Genomic DNA, 22,209 nt, shown 5'->3' on the forward strand with positions numbered 1-22,209 from the left:
ATTTGGAGGGTGTATGAAAGATGAGAGAGCGCTGGTAAGGGGGCCGATTGTTCCCACTCTGCTTAAATTTGCCGCGCCGTTTTTGCTGGCCAGCATTCTGCAGGCTCTGTACGGGGCCGTGGACCTTTTGGTGGTGGGCCAGTTCGCTGATTCAGCCGGCGTTTCCGCGGTGGCCATCGGAGGACAGGTCATGCAGACGATCACCGGAATCGTTCTGGGGATCAGCACGGGAGGAACGGTGGTCATCGGCCAGTTCGTAGGAGCCAGAAGGGATAAGAATGCAGCCATGGCTGTGGGCAATCTGGCGGCTCTGTTTCTGGTGATCGCAGTGGTTTTGACTGGTGTTATGCTGGTCTTTGTAACTCCCATCACAGAGATCATGCAGACTCCGCCGGAGGCCTTTGAATATACCATAGAATATATTACCATCTGTTCGCTGGGAGTGCCTTTTATCGTGGGCTACAACGGTGTCAGCGGTGTGTTTCGGGGATTCGGCGATTCCAAATCGCCCCTGTATTTTATTGCCCTGGCCTGCGTAATCAATATTGGTCTTGACCTGCTGCTGATCGCTGTCTTTCATATGGGGGCGGCAGGCGCGGCCATTGCTACGGTTACGGCCCAGGGAATCAGCTTTTTGGCGGGGATTCTCTATATGATGAAAAAAGGTTTGCCGGTGCCTTTCCGTATGGGCTACATCGGCTTTAAAGGGGGCCAGGCCTTCCGTATTTTGAAAATTGGCAGTCCCATCGCAGTCCAGGACGCGCTGGTCAATGTGTCGTTTCTCATTATCACGGCCATCATCAATACCATGGGGCTGGTGGCATCGGCGGCAGTGGGTATCGATGAGAAGATCATCGTCTTTGCCATGCTGGTGCCGACCTCTTTTGCGTCGGCTGTGGCGGTTATGACCGCGCAGAATGTGGGAGCAAGGCGCATGGACCGGGCCAAAAAGAGTCTATGGGTGGGCGTGGGAATGTCCTTCCTCTTCGGCCTTGCCATATGGGTGTTCTGCCAGTTTTATCCGGAGACTCTGACCGCCATTTTCAGCAAAGACCCTGAGGTGATTTACACGGCGGGCCTGTATCTGCAAAATTATACCATCGACTGCATGCTGGTGGCCTTCATTTTCTGCGCCAATTCCTTCTTCAGCGGCTGCGGCTACTCGCTGTTTTCGCTGATACACAGCCTTCTGGCCACCTTCGGCGTCCGGGTTCCGGTCTCCTATTTCCTCAGCAGGCTGCCGGGAATTACCTTATATGAAATGGGATTTGTCCCGCCGCTGGCCAGTTGTCTGTCCATTGTTCTGTGTTTGATTTATTTGAAAGTAGGGAAAGGTTTTCGCGATCATCCGCCCCGCAGATGACCATTGGTTTTTCGAGAGAGCATTGTCAAAAAACGACAGGATGCTCTCTTTTTTGTTTGCATGGAAAAGATCATCCTTGACTCTAAAGTAGACTTTAGGGTTAGCATAAGAGCATACAGACGGGGTAAATCAAGGGAAATTTATAAACAAAGCGAGGAGAAATCATGAAAACGATCGAAGCAGTTGTCAGTACTTTTTCGAAAAACCATCAACCATGCTGTACGGTGAAACCAGGTGAAACGCTGCTGTTCAAAACACTGGACTGTTATTCGGGCAATATCAAGACCGAAGCGGACTACCCGGAGGACATAACCGGCGGAGACGCCGACCTGGCAACCGGGCTGGTGTATGTGGATGGCGCTGAAAAGGGAGATGTTCTGGTGGTGGATATCCTGGATATCGATGTGGCAGACCAGGGGGTGTGCTGCAATATCGGCGGACCTCTTATGGAACAGTCCGTTCCCCGGACAAAGATCATTCCAGTGAAAAACCGTATCGCCCATTTCAACGATATAAAGTGGGAAGTGGATCCCATGCTGGGCGTCATCGGCGTAGCGCCAGAGGAAGGGGAGCCTCTCTGCTTTTTGCCGGGGGATCACGGCGGCAACATGGACAGTAAAATGATTAAGCGGGGATCCAGAATTTATTTGCCGGTCCAGGTTCCGGGAGCGCTCTTGGGCATGGGAGACGTACATGCTTCCCAGGGCGACTGCGAGCTCTGCGGAAATGGGATTGAAATCGCCGCCGACGTTAGGGTGAAGATTTCGCTGATTAAGGACTTTGAACTTCATTGGCCGATGACGGAGACAAAGGATAAATGGTATGTCAATGTGGCTGCGCCGGATTATGAGACCGCCCTCAATCAGTCATGCCGGGAATTGCAGCGGCTGATGGTGGATGCCTATGGCTGGGATCAGACGGACGTGTTCCTGTATCTGTCCCTGCAGGGCGATATTGAGATCAACCAGTTTACGCTGCCGTGTCCCATTGACATGATTTTGAGAGCCGGCGTTCCCAAAATCCCAGGCAAGGAATTGATCAAGTAGAAAGGAGACAAGTTAAATGAACAACAATGCGGCCCCTCAGGCCTCGTCAGCAGATGGACAGGTTCAGCTCAAACGTACGCTCAAGCTGAAGGACCTGGTCTTTTATGGAATGATCATGATGGTGCTCATCGCGCCGATGGCGGTGTTCGGAGAAATTGAACAGGCCAGCGGCGGAATGACGCCCTTTGTCTATCTGGTAGGCGTCATCGCCATGGTCTTTACGGCTCTCAGTTATATGCAGATGAGCCGGCGATTTCCCGTAGGCGGATCGGTGTATGCCTATGTTCAGCGGGGAATTAACCATCATGTGGGTTTTGTGGCAGGATGGATGATCCTCTTGGATTACATCTTCGTGCCAGCCCTTTTGTATGCGCTGGTCTCCAACATTTGTGTGGAAACGTTTCCCGGAATTCCGGCGATCGCTTGGATTATCGCCTTTATCGTCGTCAATACCCTGATTAATGTGAGAGGGATCGATTATACGGCGAAAGCGGATATCATCCTCTTTTTCATTGAACTGGTGGTGGTGGTTATCTTCCTCATCGGCGGCATCAGCTTTATCGCCGGCGGCGGAGGCACAGGTGGTTTCTCCATTGAGCCTATTTACCAGCCGGGCAAGATCAACCTCAATTTCATCGCTTCGGCCTGCACCATAGCCGCGCTGTCCTTCCTGGGCTTTGACGGCATCAGCACCCTTGCGGAAGAGGCGTTGGAACCAGCCAGAGATATCGGAAAAGCGATTATGATCGCCCTCATCAGCATCGGGCTCCTGTTTATTGTTGAGACTTATGTGGCTTGTCTCATTCTTCCCGATTGGCAGAATACGGATATCGCAGCGGGCTTTTACGATGCGGCCGCCCTGGCCCTGGGAGAATGGTTTCGGATTGTGATGGTCGGAGTGACCATCGTTGCTGCCGGTATTGCCAATACCATGGTAGCCCAGTCATCAGCGGCAAGGCTCCTTTATACCATGGGCAGAGACCGGGTAATTCCTCATATCTTCGCCAAGGTGCATCCCAAGTTCCGTACACCGTATGTGGGCATTTATCTGCTGTCCATCTTTTCGCTGGTGATTGCCATCGCGGTTCCCATCGACACCCTGGTCAGGCTGGTTAATTTCGGAGCGCTGGGATCCTTTATCATGCTCAATTTCGCCACCTTCTTCTACTTTTTCATCAGAGAGAAGATCAGGGGCGGAGCAGGATTTATCAAAAATTTGGTCTGCCCCTTCATAGGTATGGCCATCTTGATCTATGTCTTTACCGGCTTTGACTATATCAGCTATATCGTAGGCTTCGGCTGGCTGATCATCGGAGTGGTCATCGGATTTATCAAGTCAAAAGGCTACAAAGAGGTACCGGAAGCCTTTAAAAATATTGAATTATAGGATATGATAAAGGAAAAAGGCTGGGAACAAATGTATTCGATTGGAAAATTATCAAAGCTTACCGGGCTGAGTATCCCGACACTGCGCCATTACGATCAGGTGGGGCTCCTCAAACCCGCATATCGAAATGATGCTACCGGATACCGGTATTACGATGAAGAGCAGATGCTCCAGGTTCAGCTGATTAAAAATATGAAGATGCTTGGGTTTTCTCTGGAAGAAATGCGGATGATCCTGGTCAAAAAAGATCTTTCCGGTTTTCGGGAAAAGGTCAGTGAGGCCAAGCGGAAAATTGAATTGCAGCTGCAGGCGGTCAGCGACATTGATGACTATTTGTCCAAGGGAGAGTACATTCTGCGCCAGTATCAGGCGGCAGGCAGCGAATGCTTTTATCACAGTCATCCGCCGGAGCTGCGGCAGCTGCCTGCTGCCGATGTCCTTTGCATGAACATGGAAGAGCCCTTTCACGACCTTGCCTTCTTTACCCAATGCTGTCTCAAGATCCAGAACTTGCGGGACCGCCTGGGACTTTTACAGACAGGGGCTTTGATTCTGACTCCGCAGACCAACGATGTCCGCAGCTTTATTCGGGGATACGGCGGTTTTCTGCTCTGCATGCCGGTTCAATACAAAGAAAACTGCTGCTCAAAAGCGATCAGGCGTTTTAACGGCGTATTGGCGGCTTCGGCCCTTTGCGTAGGCGGATATGAGGAGCTGGAACGGATCTACGACAGACTGCGTTCCTGGGTCCGTGAAAACCATCTTCAGCCTGTGGGCAAGCTGATTCTGCAGTGCCTTTTGGAACCCAGCGATACTATGAAGCCCGATCAGTATATTTTCCGGCTCAATCTGCCGGTTGCTGGGGATGGGCGGGAGACGGACGGAGAAACAAAGGTGCCGGTCCTTGATCTGGGCCTGTGAAGCTGGGACGGCTGTAAATTTGAAAAGATTTGGGGCTGATTGCATCAAAAAGAGTGATAGATGCGATCAGCCTCTTTTTGTGTAAACTCCGCGAAGCGCTGAGCGGCGAATGATCTGCTTTTGCGGTGCTGAAGTATTGACGCAAATCGGGAAAATTTCATTGAAAGGTTTCTTTTTTTACGCAATCTTGTGGGTTTGCGGGACCTGGTATTGAGATGAAGCAGGTTTTGCTGCTTCTGGTTGATTTTGAGAGGGCGCAAGCGTTGAAATCTGCGTAAAAACTTGTATTTATTTATGCTTTTTTCGTAAGCCTTATGCCATCTGAACTTCGCTGCTTAAAAAGCGATGTTACCTGACAGAAAAATTCGCATATATGGGTAAGGAGGTGAGTTCCACTTGAAAAGCTTCGAAGATCGATATCAAGAAAATTATGGACGGATCTATAACTACATCCATGGAATGACGAAGAATCCGGTTCTGGCGGAGGATCTGACCCAGGAAGTGTTTTTGATCGCCTATAAAAAAGGAAGCCGATTTCTCAGGCATGAAAATCCGCCGGCATTTCTCTATCGGACAGCAAAACTAAAGACTTACGAAGCTCTGCGGGATGATGCCAAACACAGAGCGATGGAATTGAAAGAAGAGCCAGTGTCAGGTGATCCTGATTTGCTTGAGGCCATCCTCGCCGAAGAAGATCGGAACATTGATGAAAGGAAATTTGTCCCTCAAGTGATGGAGCGGCTGAGTCAGGAACAGCGGGAACTCTATCAGTCTTACTATCTGGATAAGAAGTCCATGCGCCAGATCGCCCAGGAAAAAGGCATAAAAGAGACGGCGCTGAAGATGCGGTATGTCAGGTTGAGAAAAGAGGTGCGAAGGATTATCAGGGAAATGGATATGGGGAGCGGAGGTGTGTGTTGATGAAAAAATACAAGGATGAAATGATTAAAAATCAGCTGGATCAGGCAATCGAGGAGGGAGATGTAAATCTGGCCGATCAGCTTACGGCCAAGCTGCTGGAGCTGGAAGGACTGGCGGCAAAGACGGACGTGCCAAAGTGGCGCTATGGAAAGGGATGCGGCAGAGCCGGGGGGAAAAGAAGGCGGCTGCTCATCAGCCTGGCGGCGGTGATGGCGGCGATCCTGACCATTGGAACCGTCGCCTATGCGTCGGGAATTTTGTTCCCGGAAATCAAAAACGAAGATGGCTCGGCCACGCCGGTTAATGCGGCCATGGATTCAAAAGAGTATCGGGCGGCCCGGGAGTACAACCGGTATTTAGACAGCCTGACCGAAGAAGAACTGGCTAAAACAGCAGATCGCAGCGCGGATGCCGTCTATGACATGCCGCAGAAGGTCAAAGAAATCTGCCAGGAATATGGACTTAAATATGCAACAGAGGGACAAGCGATTTCTTCCTATGAAGACATGGAGAACCAATTGGCAATCAGGGGCCTGAGTGGAATTCTGAATCGGCAGCTGGCCGATGCCTTGAAAAGTACCATCAGCCAGTCCAGTGGGGGCTATTCGTTTGACGATGGCAATCTGCACTTGGAAATGGAAATCGCAGACCAGAATCAGGCGCAGGGAAACACGATTTTGTCGATCGACCTCACTCCCGAAGGGAGTTTTCCCTGGATGGGGTTTGAGTCCAACACCGGCCCCAAAGAACAGCAGAAAAAAACGGTTCAGATTGAAACCAATTCAGGAATTACATTCATCGGCACTGTGGATGAAATGCGTGTTTCTGCTTTTGGAAAGGCGGGCCGCTATTTTGTAACTGTGCATGCGGCCAGGGATTTTGCCCAGGAAGATTTGGACCAATATAACCGACAGCTGGATGGAATCAATCGCATATACGATAAAAAAATTAAGGAGGAGACAAAACTGAGCGGGCGCGAAGCACTGGAGGAAAAAGTCAGCGCTGCCATCGATACGGCAGACAAAGAGGAGCCCCAGCTGATGAAAGAGGCTTTTGCAGAGAACGGAAACGCCGCTGCCTATGCGAAACTTTTGAAACAATACGGCAATCTGAGCGATGAAGAGGTGCGGATCTGGGATGCATATATGGCGGAGCTGAACCATTTATCCCTCGAAGAACCAGAGGTGGCGATACAGGATCTAAAAGCGTGTTTGGAAAAAATCAATTTTGATCGGTTTACTGAGTGAGTTCGCGGGATTTATCCCTTGACTTTAGAGGCGGGAGCATATAAAATATCAACGTATATGAAGTCAATAACAAGAGGCGAGGATGAAGACAGTAGCCCCGTGTAAAACCCTTACAGAGAGATGTTTGATGGTGAGAAAACATCGGTGAAGCGGATCGTGAAGATCACTTCGGAGCCTTGATTACAAAATGAAGGGGCAGCTTGCAGCTGCAACCAGGGTGGTACCGCGGTATTTTATCGTCCCTGATTCTCTGCTTTGGAGAGTCAGGGATTTTTTCGTACTTGGCTTTGCGGGAGGCATTGAATAAGGTACCCGCGCCGTTTGCACCATTTACCCCGCGCGATACTGAGCTTTTGTGCTTTACAAAACTTAAAAATAGAGATAGAAAGGAAAAGAGATATGTTTAAAAACTTATCGGAAAAACCCATTGCAAAACTGCAGATGGAGCAGGCGGACCAGTGGGAAAAAGAAGATCTTCTCCACAAATGTGTAACCACAAGAGAAGGACAGCCGTCCTTCATCTTTTACGAGGGACCGCCGACAGCCAACGGCAGACCTGGAATACACCACGTTATCGCCAGAACGCTGAAGGACTCGGTATGCCGCTACAAGACCATGCAGGGCTTTGAGGTAAGGCGGAAAGCCGGCTGGGACACCCACGGCCTTCCCGTTGAAATCGAGGTGGAAAAACAGCTGGAGATGAGCGGCAAGCAGGACATTGAAAAATACGGCATCAAGGAATTCAATGAAAAGTGCCGTGAGTCCGTATTCACCTATGAAAGCATGTGGCGGGAGATGACCAAACGGATGGGGTATCTCATCGATTTGGACAACCCCTACATCACCCTGGATAACGATTTCATCGAGAGCGGATGGTGGATCCTCAAGGAATTCTTTAAAGAAGGGCTGATCTACGAAGGCCATAAAATCCTGCCATACTGCCCGCGGTGCGGAACAGGACTGGCTTCCCACGAGGTTGCCCAGGGCTATAAAGAAGTAAAAGTAAACACCATCACAGCAAAATTCAAGCGCAAAGACGCGGATGAATATTTCCTGGCCTGGACTACAACCCCCTGGACACTGGCGTCCAACGTTTCACTGACCGTAGGTCCGGACGTGGATTATATCAAGGCAAAGATGACCGCCGGCGACGAAGAAGGCAAAATTTTCTATGTTGCCAAGGTTCTGGCAGACAAAGTTCTGGGCGGGGAAAACTATGAAGTCCTGGAAGAAATGAAGGGCAAGGCTCTGGAATATATCGAGTACGAGCAGCTGATGCCTTTTGTCAAGCCGGACAAAAAAGCCTTTTTCGTAACCTGCGCGGACTACGTTACCATTGAAGATGGTACGGGCATCGTCCATACGGCACCGGCCTTTGGTGAAGATGACTATCAGACCGGCCGCCGCTATGATCTGCCGGTTGTCAATCCGGTGGATGAAGAGGGGAAATATACAGAAACGCCATGGGCGGGCCGGTTTGTTATGGAAGACGGTCTGGATATTGATATTATCAAATGGCTGGCAGGCGAAAACAAGATTTTCTGCAAAGAAAAAATTGAGCATAACTATCCCCACTGCTGGAGATGCGGAACGCCGCTGGTCTACTATGCCAAGCCCAGCTGGTACATTGAAATGAGCAAGCTGAAGGATCAGCTGGTCGCCAACAACGATACGGTCAACTGGTTCCCGGACTTTGTCGGTGAAAAACGTTTCGGCAACTGGCTGGAAGAGGTGAAGGACTGGGCCATTTCCAGAAACCGTTACTGGGGTACGCCGATCCCCATCTGGCGCTGTGAATGCGGCCATCTGGAGTGCATCGGCAGCAGGGCGGAGCTGGTAGAAAAGGCCCAGGAGGATGTCGATGAGAGCATCGAGCTCCACAGACCGTATGTGGACGATGTGCACCTGACCTGCCCGGTTTGCGGCAAACCGATGACCAGGATTCCGGAAGTTATGGACTGCTGGTTTGACAGCGGCTCCATGCCTTTTGCCCAGCAGCACTACCCGTTCGAAAATAAAGAAAAGTTTGATGAAGAATTATTCCCGGCAGACTTTATCTGCGAAGGGATCGACCAGACCAGAGGCTGGTTCTATTCTCTGATGGCGATTTCCACCTTTATTAAAGGAAAAGCGCCTTACAAGAATGTGCTGGTAAATGACCTGATCCTTGATAAAAACGGCAAAAAGATGAGCAAATCCAAAGGCAACACGGTGGATCCGTTCCAGCTTTTCGATAAGTACGGCGCCGACGCCACCAGATGGTACCTGCTCCATGTTTCGCCGGCCTGGTCGCCAACCAGATTTGATGAAGACGGGCTGGTGGAAATCGTCAGCAAATTCTTCGGCACTTTGAAGAATGTTTACAATTTCTTCGTCCTTTACTCCAACCAGGATGGAATCGATCCGGCCCAGCTTTCTGTGGATTATGACAAACGTCCTGAACTGGATCGGTGGATCATTTCCAAATATAACAAGCTGGTAAAGGAAGTGACCTTTGAAATGGATCATTACGATCACATGAAATCCGTGCGCAAGATCCAGGAGTTTGTCATTGAAGATTTGTCCAACTGGTATATCCGCAGAGCCAGAAGACGGTTCTGGGGAGAAGAGCTGAACGATGATAAAAAATCCGTTTACGCGACCACTTACGAAGTGCTGGTGGGTGTATCCAAGCTGATCGCGCCTTTCGCGCCCTTTATTGCCGATGAAATCTATGTGAACCTGACCGGCGAGGAATCGGTGCATATCGCTTACTTCCCCAAGGCGGATGAGTCCTTGATGGATGCCAAGGTTGAAGAGCGTATGGACCTGGTACGCGACCTGGTCGGCCTGGGCCGCGGAACCCGCGAAAAGGAAAGAATCAAGGTCCGCCAGCCGCTGGGCGAAATTCTGGTAGACGGCAAATATGAATCGCTGATCGGCGATTTGACGCCGCTGATCATGGAAGAGCTGAATGTGAAGCGAGTGGTCTTTGAAAAAGAACTGGACAAATTTATGAACTACAGCCTCAAGCCCAATTTCAAGGTTGCAGGTCCGATGCTGGGCAAAAACATCAAGGCCTTCGGCGGTGCATTGGCAAAAGCCGATGCGGCGGCCGTAGTTGGAGAGCTGGAAGCAAAGGACAAGATTACCCTGGATCTGAACGGCGAAGCAACGGAAATAACGGCTGATATGGTGGACACCAAGATCAGCGCCAAGGAAGGCTTTGCGGTGGCCATGGAAAACAACGTATTTACCATTCTCGACACGACTCTGACCAAAGAGCTGATCGATGAAGGTCTGGCAAGAGAGCTGGTTTCCAAAGTCCAGCAGCTGAGAAAGCAGCACGATTTCGAGATGATGGACAATATTAAAATTACCATCGATGCGGATGAAGCTGTTGCGGCGGCTGTGAAAAGCTACAAGGACTATATTATGAATGAAACGCTGGCCGTGGAGATGGAAGCGGGCAGCGGTTTGCAGGAATATGATCTCAATGGACATAAGACAGGGATCGGGGTAGAACGGAAATAGTTGTCTCAGCGGCAAGATGATATCGGACCCGCCGGTGCTGCTTTGCGGCACTGGCGGGTCCGTAAATGTATCGCAAAAACTGCAATTACTTGTACTTTTTGGTTTACCATAACGAAAACGGGATATTTTATTTAAAATTAGTGTAAATTTTGTGGGCCTCAGGGCGCAAAATTTCGAGACATATAAATTTTCAGGGATTTTGACACAATTTGACCCTTGAAAACATTGGAATTTTACACTAAATTTTAAAACATTAAAAATTTATTGCAGCCCACATGCCTCACAACACCAGATCCCTCCCGCATCCACCAAAAAAATTAAGATTTCCTAAAACAACCTTAATAATTTCTACCTTTTCTTACAAAGTTTTTCTGTTATGCTAATGATAACGATATTTGTTTACAAACGAGAAAAGGAGCAAACTATGTCTACCATAACCAGTCTATTGATCGACAGTCTTATCAACGTAAGTTTTGTAGTACCAGTCATCTGGTGCTGGCAGCGGGCATGCCGCAAAGATGCCGGCTGCGGCCACCGATGGCTGGTGGTGCTTTTTGGCTGCGGCCTGGCGGAAATCTTTGCCCTTACAGGGATTCCTTCTATCTGGCGGATAAACCTGGATCCAACGGTCAACCTGATCCCCTTCGACGGAATGCTGGCCAGCCCGGTCCAGTTTTTCCTCAATATTATCTTATTCATGCCGGTGGGAATACTGGCGCCTTTGATCTGGGACAAGCTGGGCCGGGTAACAAACATCCTTTTGCTGGGAGGAGGCCTTTCCTTTTTTATCGAATTCATGCAGCTGTTCAACTTCCGGGCAACCGACCTGGATGACCTGATCGCCAACACGGCCGGCGCCCTCATCGGGTTTCTGATTGTAAAAATAATTGCCGGAAAGCGTATCGGAGGAAAAGCGAGGGCGGACAAAAAAGAAGGCAGAGAAGTGATGATCCTGTGCTCTCTGGTATTTTTGATCAATTTCACCATTCAGCCGCTTTTATCCGAGTGGGTATGGTCGCTGCTCCTTTAAGACTCCTGAAAAAACTTCCTATACCATGCGGCCGATTCGTAGTATAATAAAGTCTGAAATGCCGGCAAACAGCCGCAGAACGATTTAACTGCCTGGCAGAGAACCGGCAGCGGAAGGAGGACCAGCCATGAGCGCACCGATCGCAAAGCTCAGAGAAGCGGCAAAGCTTCCCCCAAAAGATCATCTGGCAATCTTTGACCATTACGTGGCGCTGGGAAGAGACCTGGAATACATCGCCATCAAATTCGGCTATGACATACCGATGATTATCACCATCTTAGAAGGCTACGGCGAAACCGTCTGCCCGGAGTCATGCGGCAGACTAAAGCACCTTTCCCAGATTCTGGTGAAAGAATATATTGAACGGTTTTATCCGGGAATCGCTTCGGAAAATCCGCAGAACGACTGGATTAACATCGAGGCATACTTGGATATTTACCATCCCCGCTGGCGCGGCGAGGTTCAAAAGCAGACAGTAAATGAACGGAAGCGGCTGAGCAGGAATAAAGGATTATATTGAGGAGATTTATGATAGAACAAAAATTGAAAACCAATTTAAAGGACCTGACGCTGGAACAAATGAAAGATTTTTTTCTTGACCAGGGAGAAAAAGCGTTCCGGGCCAAGCAGGTGTTTTCCTGGATATACCGAGGCGCCAGCAGCTTTGAAGACATGACCGATCTTTCCAAGGACCTGCGGCAGAAGCTGGCGGAACACGCATATTTGGGTACCTTGCAGATTCTGCGGGTGCAGAACTCCCGCAAAGACGGAACCCGCAAATATCTGCTGGGACTTGAGGACGGAAATACCATCGAAAGCGTGTTCATGAAGTATAAATACGGCAACTCCATCTGCGTATCCTCTCAGGCTGGGTGCAGAATGGGCTGCCGTTTTTGCGCGTCTGGGATGGACGGGCTGAGAAGGAATTTGACTCCGGGCGAAATTGCCGATCAGATTCTGACCATCCAGAAGGATACCGGTGAAACCATCAGCCGCATTGTCGTCATGGGAACGGGAGAGCCCTTTGATAACTATAACAACCTGAAGGCGTTTATCGAGAACGTCCACCAAAAGGAAGGGCTGAATATCAGCCTGCGGAATATCACCGTATCCACCTGCGGAATCGTGCCCCGGATCCGGGAGTTTGCCGAAGATATGAAGCAGGTGAATCTGGCTGTTTCCCTCCACAGCGCCGACAATCAGACAAGAGAAGGGATGATGCCCATCTGCAGGCGCTACCCGGTAGAAACCTTGCTGGAAGCTTGCAGAGATTACACCCAAGCTGCCGGCAGACGGATCACCTTTGAATATGCCCTGGTAAAAGACAAAAACGATACAAAAGAGCAGATCGATCTCTTGATCAAAAGGCTTCGAGGCATGCTCTGCCACGTCAACTTGATTCCCCTTAACCAAGTGACAGAAACCGGTATGGCTGGCAGCAACCGCAATCATGCCCTGCAAATCGCCGCTTACCTGGAGGAGCATGGAATTCCGGCCACGGTAAGGCGGGAACTGGGGGCGGACATCGATGCCGCCTGCGGACAGCTGCGCCTGGGGGAATTGGAAAAAAATTGAGGAAATGTTGTTCGGCCAACAGACTTGTTTTCCAAAGTGTGGTATTCTAACGCCATGTGAATGAACAAAGCACTTATACACACAGGAGGAAGACACATTATGAAAGCTAGAAAGATTAGTTTGCTGTTGGCGCTGCTGCTGCTGACCGCATGCGTATTCGCAGGCTGCGGCAGCTCAAGTGACGATTCGGCAAAGAAGGATGAAGGCGTGGATGTCACCGTATTGGCAGCAGCCAGCCTGACCGACGCGCTGGATGAGATTATCAAAGAATACAACAAGGATTGCAGCGACAAGATCCTAACCAGCTATGCGGGATCGGGAGATTTGGTCCAGCAGATCAAAGGCGGAGCGGATTGCGACCTGTTTATTTCCGCATCCAAGGCCAACATGGATGATTTGGAAAAAGAAGATTTGATTGACAAGGATTCCCGCAAGGATTTGCTGGGCAATGCTTTAACACTGATTGCCACCAGTGAAGCGGCGGATAAAGTGTCAATGGACGCTCTGACTACCGACGCTGTAAAGCAGATCGCCATCGGTGAGCCGGAAACGGTTCCTGCAGGAAAATATGCGACACAGGTATTTGATAACCTGAAAATTGCTGATAAAGTAAAAAGCAAGATCGTAAAAGCCAAGGATGTAAGGGCGGTTCTAAATTACGTGGAGACCGGCGATGCGGACTGCGGATTTGTTTATATGACCGACGCCAAGATGCTCAAGGAAGAGAAAGGCAAGATTGTAGCAGAAGTGGACGACAACCTCCACGATCCTATCGTTTATCCGGCGGCCCTTCTAAAAGACGCTCCTCAGAAGGAGGCCGCAAATAAGTTCTATACGTTTATTCAGGGAGATTATGCGAAAGGCGTATTTGAAAAATACGGATTTACGGTAAAATAACCAGCATGCTGAGTCCGATTTTATTATCCTTAAAAGTTGCTTCGATCGCAACCATATTTGCCTTCATATTGGGGGTATTCTTCGCCTATATTCTGACGAAGAAGCAGGTACCGCTCAAAAGCGTCTGGGAAACCTTGATAATCCTGCCCATGATCCTGCCGCCCTCCATTGTCGGTTACTTGTTATTAAAACTGTTCGGCAAAAGGGGCCCTCTGGGCGCCTTTCTGCTGGATACCTTTGGGATCCAGGTAGTCTTTACCTGGATTGCCTGCGTTATCGCTGCCTGCGTGGTGGCGCTGCCTTTGATGTATCAAAATGTGAAAGCGGCTTTCCAAAGCGTCGATGAAACGTATGAGCTTGCGGCCAGCACTCTGGGAAGCAGCGAGTGGAAGATCTTTTGGACAGTAGTCTTTCCCCTTGCAAGGCCGGGAGTGGTCAGCGGGATCATCCTTACTTTTGCCCGGGCGCTGGGCGAATTCGGGGCGACGCTGATGCTGGCGGGAAATATCGAGGGCAAGACCCAGACTATCCCCACGGCCATCTATTATGCGGTGGCAACGGGAAAAGAGGATCAGGCCAATACCCTGGTGATGGTTATGACCGTGTTCAGTTTTCTCATGATATTCGGCCTCAATGCCTGGCTGAAAAAGAAGAATTACAAGGTGTGATATGTGTACATATTTTAAAGTGAAAAAAAAGTTGGACCGTTTTTCCGTGGATGTGGAATATTCCTTTGACCGGGGAGTTCTGGTGATCCAGGGTGAATCGGGGGCGGGAAAGACCACGGTGCTCAATTGCATTTCCGGCCTCAAAGAACCCGATGAGGGCAAGGTGTTGATTGAGGATACTTTGGTTTTCGACGACAAGGTCAATGTGCCGGTGAAAGATCGGAAAATCGGCTACTTGTTCCAGAATTACGCCCTTTTTCCCAATATGACCGTGGAAAAAAACGTGATTTACGGCATTAAAAACAAGAAAGAATATCGGGATAAAAGCAAACGGAAAGAATTACTCGATTATGCCGATTATATCATGGAAACCTTCCAGATCACCCATTTGAAAAAGCGTTATCCGGCCAATATTTCCGGCGGGGAGAAACAGCGGGTGGCCCTGGCCAGGGCCATCGTCACCCAGCCTAGACTGCTGCTCCTGGACGAGCCCTTTTCCGCTCTCGATGTGAAAACCAAGGAAGTGGTTTACGAAGAGTTCGCGGCCTTTAAGGAAAATTTGGGAATCCCTACGATCCTCATCACCCACGATCCCCGGGAGAGCGAGCTGTTCGCCGACCATCGGATTTTCATGAAGGGAGGGCGTCTTATGCGGCAGGCCGGCGATGAAAAAGAGCCGGAAAAGTGCTGCTGATCCGATCTTTGGCGCTGTGTAATTGAAAAAATGTTATTTATGTCCGGGCCCGGCAAGGCTCGGAATTCTGCAAATTATTATTAAAGAAGAGGTTTACACAAAATGAAGGAAATTGAAGTAGAAAAGGCGGTCGGAACCGTCCTTGCCCACGATCTTACCCAGATCATACCGGGCGAGTACAAGGGACCCAAATTTAAAAAAGGACATGTAATTAAAGAAGAAGACATCGACGTGCTCCTGTCCATGGGCAAAAAGCATCTTTATGTGGTGGAAAAAGACGATACGGATGTTCATGAAAATGAAGCTGCCCTGCGGATTGCGAAAAAAGCTGCAGGTCCGGGAATCCGGCTGACAGAGCCCAGCGAAGGAAAAATTGAACTGATCGCTAAAGAGCGCGGTCTGCTGAAAGTGGACGGCGAGCTTTTGATCGACCTCATCGATCAGGATGAGATCATGTTCGCCAGCATCCACGAAAACATCGTCGTAGAACCTGGGCAGAAGCTGGCGGGTACCAGAGTCATCCCTCTCTTTGTCGATGAAGCGGTGGTCAAACAGGCGGAAGGTGTTCTGGAACGGGGAACGCTGATTCAGATCGAGCCGCTGCGCAATCTGAAAATCGGCGTCGTTACAACAGGCAGCGAAGTCTATAGCGGAAAAATCAAAGATGCGTTCGGACCTGTGCTGGTAAAAAAATTCGGCGACCTGGGGAGCACGGTGGTCAAACAGCTTTTCGCCGATGATGACGAGGAAATGATCGCGGACTGCATCCGCCAGCTCATCGACATGGGCGTGGATATGATCGGAGTTACAGGCGGCATGTCGGTTGATCCGGACGACCGGACTCCTTCCGGCATTAAGAAAGCCGGCGGTTATATCGTTACCTATGGGGCTCCGGTGCTGCCGGGGGCCATGTTCATGCTCTCTTATATCGATGATATCCCAGTAGTGGGACTCCCCGGATGCGTGATGTACAGCCGTACCAGTGTCTTCGACCTGATCGTTCCCAGGCTGCTGGCGGGAGAAGTGATCACCAGAAGAGATATTAAAAAGCTGGGTCACGGGGGACTTTGCCTCAACTGTAAGGAATGTACTTACCCCAACTGCGGATACGGAAAAGCTTAACAGCAGCAGCCTGCAGCAGAAATAAATTAAGAATTGCTGTTGCCCCAAATGGCCGGGTAGTGTATAATATATTTCAACATAAACAATCACGAAGTACAGAAAAGGGAGGGCTTTGCTATGGTGAAATTATTAATTGGACATAAGGGAAGCGGCAAAACAAAACAGATGATCGACTTAGCAAATGACAAAGTTGAAGAAAGTAACGGCAGTGTCATTTTTATAAATAAAAATCACAGATTAACCTATGATCTCAGTCACAGAATTCGGGTGATCTGCATGGAAGATTTTGAATACATTACCAACAGCGATGAATACATCGGATTTATTTACGGAATTATCAGTTCCGATCACGATATCGAGACCATGTTCATCGACAGTATTTTAAAGCATGCGGACGTCACATTGGGCGATCTCCCTGAGTTTATTGACAGAATTAAAAAGATTTCCAAGAACTACGATATTGAGTTCGTAGCCAGCCTGAGCGCCGAAAAAGAAGAAATGATCGGAGTTGACTTTACAGACTGTGAGATTTTGAACTAGTTCAGCCCGCGGGCAATCTTGATGCCGCAGATCCCAGCCAGGCTGGGAGAGCGGAAGGTTTAACCTGTACATAGCAAAAAACGGCGGTGTTTTATCACCGCCGTTTTCAATGACATAAAGAGTTTGGAGAAAAAAATGAAGAAGGTTTATTTTTTTGTTGTTTTAACCGCGTTTTTGTTCGGGACCATGGAAGTGGCCCTCAAGCTGGCCGGCAGCGAAATGGATTCGTTTCAGCTGACCTTTCTCCGCTTCATGATCGGCGGCCTTTTGCTGCTGCCCTTCGCCATCGCGGAAATAAAGCGGAATCATGTAAAGCTGGAATTGAAAGATTTTGCCTATCTTTTATATGTGGGCGTTCTTGGCATTCCATTGAGCATGCTCTTCTTCCAGATGGGCGTCATGCATTCCAATGCGTCCACCGCATCGGTTCTGATTTCCATCAACCCTCTTTTCACCATGATCTTTGCTCACTTTATGACAGAAGAAAAACTTACAAAAAATAATGTAATTGTACTTTTGATCGGGCTTTTGGGCATCATATTCATGGTGAAGCCTTGGCACATGCAGGAGGGAAATACGGTTTTGGGCGTAATCCTCATGCTGCTTGCTGCTCTCTTTTTCGGACTTTACACCGTGGCCGGCAAGATCAGCGTGCAGAAAATGGGCATTATGGCTCAGACCAGCATCAGCTTTATTTTGGGTTCCCTGGTTTTGCTGGTGGTTATGCTCTTTATGGGCCGGCCCATTACTTCAGGAATTGTGGATAACTGGCTGGTGGTGGCCTATATCAGCATCTTTGTCACAGGCCTGGGCTATTACTGCTATTTCATGGCAATCAAGCTGTCAGATGCAACGACCGGTTCCATTGCATTTTTCCTCAAACCCGCCATTGCACCGGTCATGGCCGTGATCGTTTTGGGAGAATCCATTCTCTGGAACACATACATAGGAATTGCTTTAATCTTGGCGGCATCCTATCTGAATATAAGAGGAAAGCGAAAAGAGGCGCAGTTAAATGAAGACCATCACCCTTGAAAAAATTGAAGATATTATGAACAATCGAACTCCCCGGGCCATCGGAAAGCATAATTTTTTTTCCGTGCTGGTGCCCCTGGTCCAAAAGGACGGGGAGCTTTGTCTTTTATACGAGGTGAGAGCCGAACATATGAAGCGGCAGCCGGGAGAGGTTTGTTTTCCCGGAGGACAGGTGGAGGCGGGCGAATCCTTCCAAACCTGCGCAGTAAGGGAGACGGTGGAAGAGCTGGGTGTTTGCGGGGATGATATTCAGGTGATCGGCCAGCTGGATACACTTTATACCTACAGCAACTTTACAATGTTCTCTTTTTTAGGTACTATAAAAGAAGAAAGTCTGTCTGAACCGGCGCTGAACCCGGAAGAAGTCAAGGAAATCTTTCTGGTCCCGCTCCGCTATTTTCTGGAGCATGAGCCGATTGTTTACAAAATGAAGGTAGAACCGGTGGTAGGGGATGATTTTCCTTATGAAAAGATTAAATTTTCCAAAGGCTATCATTGGCGGAAAGGCGATACGGAAGTACCCATTTACGAGTTTGAGAACAGGGTCATATGGGGGCTTACAGGCAGGATAACAAGAAGTTTTATAGAAGTTCTGAAAAGTCAGGAGGCAGAAAATGTTTAAAATCGCATTATGTCAGATGATGGGCTCTATGGATAAAGAGGAAAGCAAAGAGAAGGCCAGAGCTATGGTGGCTGAGGCGGCTGAGAAAGGCGCTCAGATGGCGGTGCTGCCGGAAATGTGGAACTGTCCCTATTCTAACGATTATTTCCGGGATTACGCAGAACCGGAAGACGGCCCGTCGGTAAACTTTCTTTCCCACTTGGCAAAAGAAAACGATCTTTATCTGATCGGAGGTTCTATTTCCGAATTGGATGACAATAAAGTATATAATACATCCTTCAGCTTTGACCGGCAGGGCAATTTGATCGGAAAGCACAGGAAGGTACACTTGTTCGATATTGATGTCAAGGATGGCATTCGTTTTATGGAATCCGATACCTTGAGCCCAGGCGACCAGTGTACGGTCATCGATACGGAATACTGCAAGATCGGTGTAGCCATCTGCTACGATGTGCGATTTCCGGAATTATCCAGGAAAATGGCGCTTATGGGGGCAAAATTGATCGTGCTTCCCGCCGCCTTTAACCTGACCACAGGACCGGCCCACTGGGATTTGACCATGCGGGCCAGAGCGCTGGATAATCAGGTGTATTTTGCTGCAGCATCCCCGGCCAGAGACATGGAAGGCGTTTATCAAGCTTACGGCAGCTCCTGCATTGCCACGCCGTGGGGTGAGTTCTTGGCCAAGGCGGATGAAAAAGAGACGATCGTGTATGGCGATATTGATTTGGATTATGTAGAAGCCATTCGGCAGCAGCTGCCTCTGCTGAAACATCGGAGGGAAGAGATCTATAAATAGGGGGATTTGGATGAAAACAAAAAAAGTATGGGCTGTTTTGATAGCGGCTTTGATGGTTGCCGGACTTGCGGGCTGCGGCAAGAAGGCGGAAGAAAAGCCGGTGACCTACGAGATCGCTATGGTGACCGATACAAACAGCATTCAGGATGGAGCCTTCAATCAGGCCGTATGGGACGGAATTGAAGATTTTGTGGAAGAAAAGCCAGTTTCCTATAAAGCATATTTGACTACTGAGGATACGACAGACGGCTATCTGCGGGCTGTGAAGGATGCGGTGGATGGAGGCGCAAAGATCATTATTGCCGCGGGTTCGGCCTTTGGCAATACCATCGATCAGGCTCAATCCGAATATCCGCAGGTTTCCTTTGCACTGATCGACGGCCGTCCTCAGGATGGGGAAGGAAATGATGCGGAGGTCCGCAAAAATACGACAGCCATTACCTTTGCAGAGGAGCAGGCCGGGTATCTGGCCGGATATGCCGCAGTAAAAGAGGGATATAAGAAATTGGGATTTCTAGGAGGGAAGGAAGAGCCTCCGGTTCAGCGATTTGGGTATGGTTTTATCCAGGGTGCGGATGATGCGGCAAAGGAAAGCAGCCTTGCAGGAATTCAAGTCCGCTATGGTTATACTGGTACTTTTAACGAGGATGAGGCAGTACAAAGCCAGGCGGCCGCTTGGTATGAGAAGGGTACTGAGGTGATCTTTGCCGGCGCGGGCGCTGCCGGGCGCTCCATTATGAAGGCTGCAGAAGAAAAGCATGGCCGGGTGATCGGTGTGGATTTGGATCAGAGCAAGGATTCAAAGACGGTTATTTTTTCTGCTGTAAAAAATATTCGCCCGGCGATCAGCGATATTCTGTGGGAGTATTACGAAGATAATGAATTTGCCGGAGGCCAGGTGATTGTCTTAGATGCCAAAACACAGGGAGTCGGTCTGGCGATGAACCCATCTACAATGAACAAGTTCAGCAGCGATGACTATGATCAGCTGTATAAAAAGCTGGCGGACGGAGCGGTTACCGTTAAGCGGGAAGATATCAAGGATGCCGGAGCTTTAGCCACCGATCGGGTCAACGTGAAGATAGAAAAATGATATGGATGAGAGAAGGGGCTGTCCAATGCGAACAGTCCCTTTTTCATACAAATTTCGCAAAGCGTTGAAACGAGAAGGAACCGAAAATCTATGCCGTTGCTGCGGCCGTATCAGAGGCCGAAAACTGTCAATAGTGGATGGTTTGCGCAGGGATTGAGATAGTAGCCGCCTTTTCAATGGCCGCTTTCTCTCAGGATCGTCATCCTTATGAGGCGAAGCCTGACACTTTTCAAATTTAAATCCGTTATTTTCTGTCTTTGATCGGCTTGTAAGTCAGGTGCTCCTGCACGCAGTTGTATGCCGGGCGCATCAGCTTTTTGCCGGCGATGAGTTCTTCCAGTCTGTGGGCGCACCAGCCGGAAAGCCTGGCGGTGGCAAAGAGCGGGGTCGCGATATCGGTGGGGATATCCAGGGCGCTGTAAACGAACCCGGAATACAAATCCACATTGGCCGGCATCGGTTTTTCAACCCCGTTTATTTCCGCATACAGTTCCGGTACTTTTTTCTCAATAAAATCGCAGAGCATAAAATCGTCCACCAAGTCCTTACTTACAGCCAGCTGTTTGGCCATACCTTTCAGAACTTTGGCTCTGGGATCGGAAAGCGTGTAGATCGCATGGCCCACACCGTATACAAGGCCGCTCTTATCGTTGGCCTGCTTTTTCAGAATCTTGACCAGATAATCTTCCACCTGTTTGTGGTTGGTAATATCTTTCACATTGCGTTTCAGGTCATTGATCATATTGATTACGGCAATATTGGCGCCGCCGTGCCTCGGCCCTTTGAGAGAGCTGACTGCCGCGGAAATGGTGGCATAGGTGTCTGTGCCGGAGGAGGAAATCAAATGGGTCGTAAAAGAAGAATTGTTTCCGCCGCCGTGCTCCGCATGGAGAATCATCGCGATATCCAAAAGCTTTGCTTCCAAATCGGTGTACTGTCCCGTAGGACGGATCATGCGAAGAATATTTTCCGCTGTGCTCAGCTCCGGAATTGGATAGTGAAGATGCAGGCTCTTATTATCAAAGGTTGATGACTTGGCCTGATAGGCATAAGCAATCAACGTGGGGAAGTATCCGATCAGGTCTATGGACTGGCGCAGAACGTTTTCAATGGAAGTGTCGTCCGGGTTGTCATCGTAGCAATATAGCGCCAGCACGCTCCGGGCCAGCTTGTTCATGATGCTCCTGGAAGGTGCGGTTAAAATCATATCCCTGGCAAATCCCACGGGAAGCTCTCGTTTTTCGCCTAAAAGGGCGTTGAAATCATTTAATTGTTTCTGAGTAGGAAGCTGTCCGAATATAAGCAAATATGTAACTTCTTCAAAACCAAAACGGCCTTCCTCGATGCAGCTTTGCACCAACTCTTCGATACTGTAGCCTCTGTAATAGAGCTTTCCTTCCATTGGGACCTTTTCTTTATTTTCATTGACGGAATATCCCAGGACTTCTCCGATTCTGGTAAGGCCTACGACTACACCAGTACCGTTGGAATTACGCAGTCCGCGCTTTACGTTGTGCTTGATGAAAAGCTCGCTGTCAATCGAGTCTTTTTCCTCGAGTTCCCGGGCCATTTTATGAATAAAATTGGAAGGATCATTGCTAGCAGAAAGCCTAGCTTCACGTTTCTTTTTCATTCTTTCTAACAATTCGAATAACTCCTTTCCTATGTGCAAATTAGTCACATATAAGAATAATATTATATCATGTAAAAGGAGTAATTGGAAGATAAAACGTAAA

Annotated in this window: 20 protein-coding genes; 19 read left to right on the forward strand and 1 reads right to left on the reverse strand. The window is 49.1% G+C overall.

The genetic code is table 11. The features are described 5' to 3' along the window. The first annotated feature begins 13 nt into the window (after positions 1-13). From LG211_RS02200 to LG211_RS02290, 19 genes are all read left to right on the forward strand, one after another. Positions 14-1,363 (forward strand): MATE family efflux transporter, encoded by a 1,350-nt coding sequence (locus tag LG211_RS02200; protein ID WP_148397692.1) that lies wholly within the window; start codon positions 14-16, stop codon positions 1,361-1,363. A gap of 164 nt (positions 1,364-1,527) precedes the next feature. Then, positions 1,528-2,409, forward strand: coding sequence for an acetamidase/formamidase family protein (locus tag LG211_RS02205; protein WP_148397693.1), 882 nt, complete (start codon positions 1,528-1,530; stop codon positions 2,407-2,409). 16 nt (positions 2,410-2,425) lie between these two features. Continuing rightward, the gene (locus tag LG211_RS02210) at positions 2,426-3,796 is read left to right on the forward strand and encodes an APC family permease (RefSeq protein ID WP_148397694.1); all 1,371 of its coding nucleotides are present in this window, start codon (positions 2,426-2,428) and stop codon (positions 3,794-3,796) included. Positions 3,797-3,826: 30 nt separating this feature from the next. Then, a complete protein-coding gene (locus LG211_RS02215) occupies positions 3,827-4,717 on the forward strand; it encodes a MerR family transcriptional regulator (RefSeq protein ID WP_227754691.1) in 891 nt (296 codons plus the stop codon). Positions 4,718-5,113: 396 nt separating this feature from the next. After that, complete coding sequence (locus LG211_RS02220; RefSeq protein ID WP_148397696.1) at positions 5,114-5,638, forward strand: RNA polymerase sigma factor; 525 nt, start codon at positions 5,114-5,116, stop codon at positions 5,636-5,638. Continuing rightward, positions 5,638-6,885, forward strand: a complete 1,248-nt coding sequence (locus LG211_RS02225) for a hypothetical protein (protein WP_148397697.1) — start codon at positions 5,638-5,640, stop codon at positions 6,883-6,885. The genes LG211_RS02220 and LG211_RS02225 overlap by 1 nt, the downstream gene beginning before the upstream one ends. 399 nt (positions 6,886-7,284) lie before the next feature. Beyond that, positions 7,285-10,398 carry an isoleucine--tRNA ligase gene (ileS, locus tag LG211_RS02230; protein WP_148397698.1) on the forward strand — a complete coding sequence of 1,038 codons (3,114 nt, stop codon included), beginning with the start codon at positions 7,285-7,287 and terminating at the stop codon, positions 10,396-10,398. A gap of 424 nt (positions 10,399-10,822) precedes the next feature. After that, the gene (locus LG211_RS02235) at positions 10,823-11,428 is read left to right on the forward strand and encodes a VanZ family protein (RefSeq protein ID WP_227754688.1); all 606 of its coding nucleotides are present in this window, start codon (positions 10,823-10,825) and stop codon (positions 11,426-11,428) included. A gap of 127 nt (positions 11,429-11,555) precedes the next feature. Next, positions 11,556-11,948, forward strand: coding sequence for a hypothetical protein (locus tag LG211_RS02240; RefSeq protein WP_148397700.1), 393 nt, complete (start codon positions 11,556-11,558; stop codon positions 11,946-11,948). Positions 11,949-11,956: 8 nt separating this feature from the next. Beyond that, positions 11,957-13,003, forward strand: a complete 1,047-nt coding sequence (rlmN, locus tag LG211_RS02245) for a dual-specificity RNA methyltransferase RlmN (protein ID WP_148397701.1) — start codon at positions 11,957-11,959, stop codon at positions 13,001-13,003. Between the two features lie 99 nt (positions 13,004-13,102). Beyond that, positions 13,103-13,900 carry a molybdate ABC transporter substrate-binding protein gene (gene modA / locus LG211_RS02250; RefSeq protein WP_269476938.1) on the forward strand — a complete coding sequence of 266 codons (798 nt, stop codon included), beginning with the start codon at positions 13,103-13,105 and terminating at the stop codon, positions 13,898-13,900. Positions 13,901-13,905: 5 nt separating this feature from the next. Then, positions 13,906-14,568 (forward strand): molybdate ABC transporter permease subunit, encoded by a 663-nt coding sequence (gene modB / locus LG211_RS02255; protein WP_148397703.1) that lies wholly within the window; start codon positions 13,906-13,908, stop codon positions 14,566-14,568. A gap of 1 nt (position 14,569) precedes the next feature. Next, a complete protein-coding gene (locus LG211_RS02260; protein WP_269476939.1) occupies positions 14,570-15,262 on the forward strand; it encodes an ATP-binding cassette domain-containing protein in 693 nt (230 codons plus the stop codon). A gap of 102 nt (positions 15,263-15,364) precedes the next feature. Then, positions 15,365-16,384 carry a molybdopterin-binding protein gene (locus LG211_RS02265; protein WP_227754684.1) on the forward strand — a complete coding sequence of 340 codons (1,020 nt, stop codon included), beginning with the start codon at positions 15,365-15,367 and terminating at the stop codon, positions 16,382-16,384. A 117-nt stretch (positions 16,385-16,501) separates the two neighbouring features. Then, positions 16,502-16,924, forward strand: a complete 423-nt coding sequence (locus LG211_RS02270) for a hypothetical protein (protein WP_148397706.1) — start codon at positions 16,502-16,504, stop codon at positions 16,922-16,924. Between the two features lie 135 nt (positions 16,925-17,059). Then, the gene (locus LG211_RS02275; protein WP_148397707.1) at positions 17,060-17,959 is read left to right on the forward strand and encodes a DMT family transporter; all 900 of its coding nucleotides are present in this window, start codon (positions 17,060-17,062) and stop codon (positions 17,957-17,959) included. After that, the gene (locus LG211_RS02280; RefSeq protein ID WP_148397708.1) at positions 17,940-18,581 is read left to right on the forward strand and encodes an NUDIX hydrolase; all 642 of its coding nucleotides are present in this window, start codon (positions 17,940-17,942) and stop codon (positions 18,579-18,581) included. The genes LG211_RS02275 and LG211_RS02280 overlap by 20 nt, the downstream gene beginning before the upstream one ends. Continuing rightward, complete coding sequence (locus tag LG211_RS02285) at positions 18,574-19,380, forward strand: carbon-nitrogen hydrolase family protein (protein ID WP_269476940.1); 807 nt, start codon at positions 18,574-18,576, stop codon at positions 19,378-19,380. The genes LG211_RS02280 and LG211_RS02285 overlap by 8 nt, the downstream gene beginning before the upstream one ends. 10 nt (positions 19,381-19,390) lie before the next feature. Then, on the forward strand, positions 19,391-20,473 hold the full coding sequence (locus LG211_RS02290; protein WP_269476941.1) for a BMP family lipoprotein: 1,083 nt from the start codon (positions 19,391-19,393) through the stop codon (positions 20,471-20,473). 244 nt (positions 20,474-20,717) lie between these two features. Here LG211_RS02290 and LG211_RS02295 read toward each other — a convergent pair whose 3' ends face one another. Beyond that, positions 20,718-22,118: a citrate/2-methylcitrate synthase gene (locus tag LG211_RS02295; protein ID WP_265333421.1), complete on the reverse strand. Its 1,401-nt coding sequence runs from the start codon at positions 22,116-22,118 to the stop codon at positions 20,718-20,720. Between the last annotated feature and the right edge of the window lie 91 nt (positions 22,119-22,209).

This window comes from Hominibacterium faecale, assembly GCF_020734085.1.
Taxonomy (GTDB): domain Bacteria; phylum Bacillota; class Clostridia; order Peptostreptococcales; family Anaerovoracaceae; genus Hominibacterium; species Hominibacterium faecale.

Coding starts and splice junctions, on each gene's coding strand:
- LG211_RS02200 (WP_148397692.1), top strand. CDS start 14: ATGAAAGATGAGAGAGCGCTGGTAAGGGGGCCGATTGTTCCCACTCTG.
- LG211_RS02205 (WP_148397693.1), top strand. CDS start 1,528: ATGAAAACGATCGAAGCAGTTGTCAGTACTTTTTCGAAAAACCATCAA.
- LG211_RS02210 (WP_148397694.1), top strand. CDS start 2,426: ATGAACAACAATGCGGCCCCTCAGGCCTCGTCAGCAGATGGACAGGTT.
- LG211_RS02215 (WP_227754691.1), top strand. CDS start 3,827: ATGTATTCGATTGGAAAATTATCAAAGCTTACCGGGCTGAGTATCCCG.
- LG211_RS02225 (WP_148397697.1), top strand. CDS start 5,638: ATGAAAAAATACAAGGATGAAATGATTAAAAATCAGCTGGATCAGGCA.
- ileS (WP_148397698.1), top strand. CDS start 7,285: ATGTTTAAAAACTTATCGGAAAAACCCATTGCAAAACTGCAGATGGAG.
- LG211_RS02235 (WP_227754688.1), top strand. CDS start 10,823: ATGTCTACCATAACCAGTCTATTGATCGACAGTCTTATCAACGTAAGT.
- LG211_RS02240 (WP_148397700.1), top strand. CDS start 11,556: ATGAGCGCACCGATCGCAAAGCTCAGAGAAGCGGCAAAGCTTCCCCCA.
- rlmN (WP_148397701.1), top strand. CDS start 11,957: ATGATAGAACAAAAATTGAAAACCAATTTAAAGGACCTGACGCTGGAA.
- modA (WP_269476938.1), top strand. CDS start 13,103: ATGAAAGCTAGAAAGATTAGTTTGCTGTTGGCGCTGCTGCTGCTGACC.
- modB (WP_148397703.1), top strand. CDS start 13,906: ATGCTGAGTCCGATTTTATTATCCTTAAAAGTTGCTTCGATCGCAACC.
- LG211_RS02260 (WP_269476939.1), top strand. CDS start 14,570: ATGTGTACATATTTTAAAGTGAAAAAAAAGTTGGACCGTTTTTCCGTG.
- LG211_RS02265 (WP_227754684.1), top strand. CDS start 15,365: ATGAAGGAAATTGAAGTAGAAAAGGCGGTCGGAACCGTCCTTGCCCAC.
- LG211_RS02270 (WP_148397706.1), top strand. CDS start 16,502: ATGGTGAAATTATTAATTGGACATAAGGGAAGCGGCAAAACAAAACAG.
- LG211_RS02275 (WP_148397707.1), top strand. CDS start 17,060: ATGAAGAAGGTTTATTTTTTTGTTGTTTTAACCGCGTTTTTGTTCGGG.
- LG211_RS02280 (WP_148397708.1), top strand. CDS start 17,940: ATGAAGACCATCACCCTTGAAAAAATTGAAGATATTATGAACAATCGA.
- LG211_RS02285 (WP_269476940.1), top strand. CDS start 18,574: ATGTTTAAAATCGCATTATGTCAGATGATGGGCTCTATGGATAAAGAG.
- LG211_RS02290 (WP_269476941.1), top strand. CDS start 19,391: ATGAAAACAAAAAAAGTATGGGCTGTTTTGATAGCGGCTTTGATGGTT.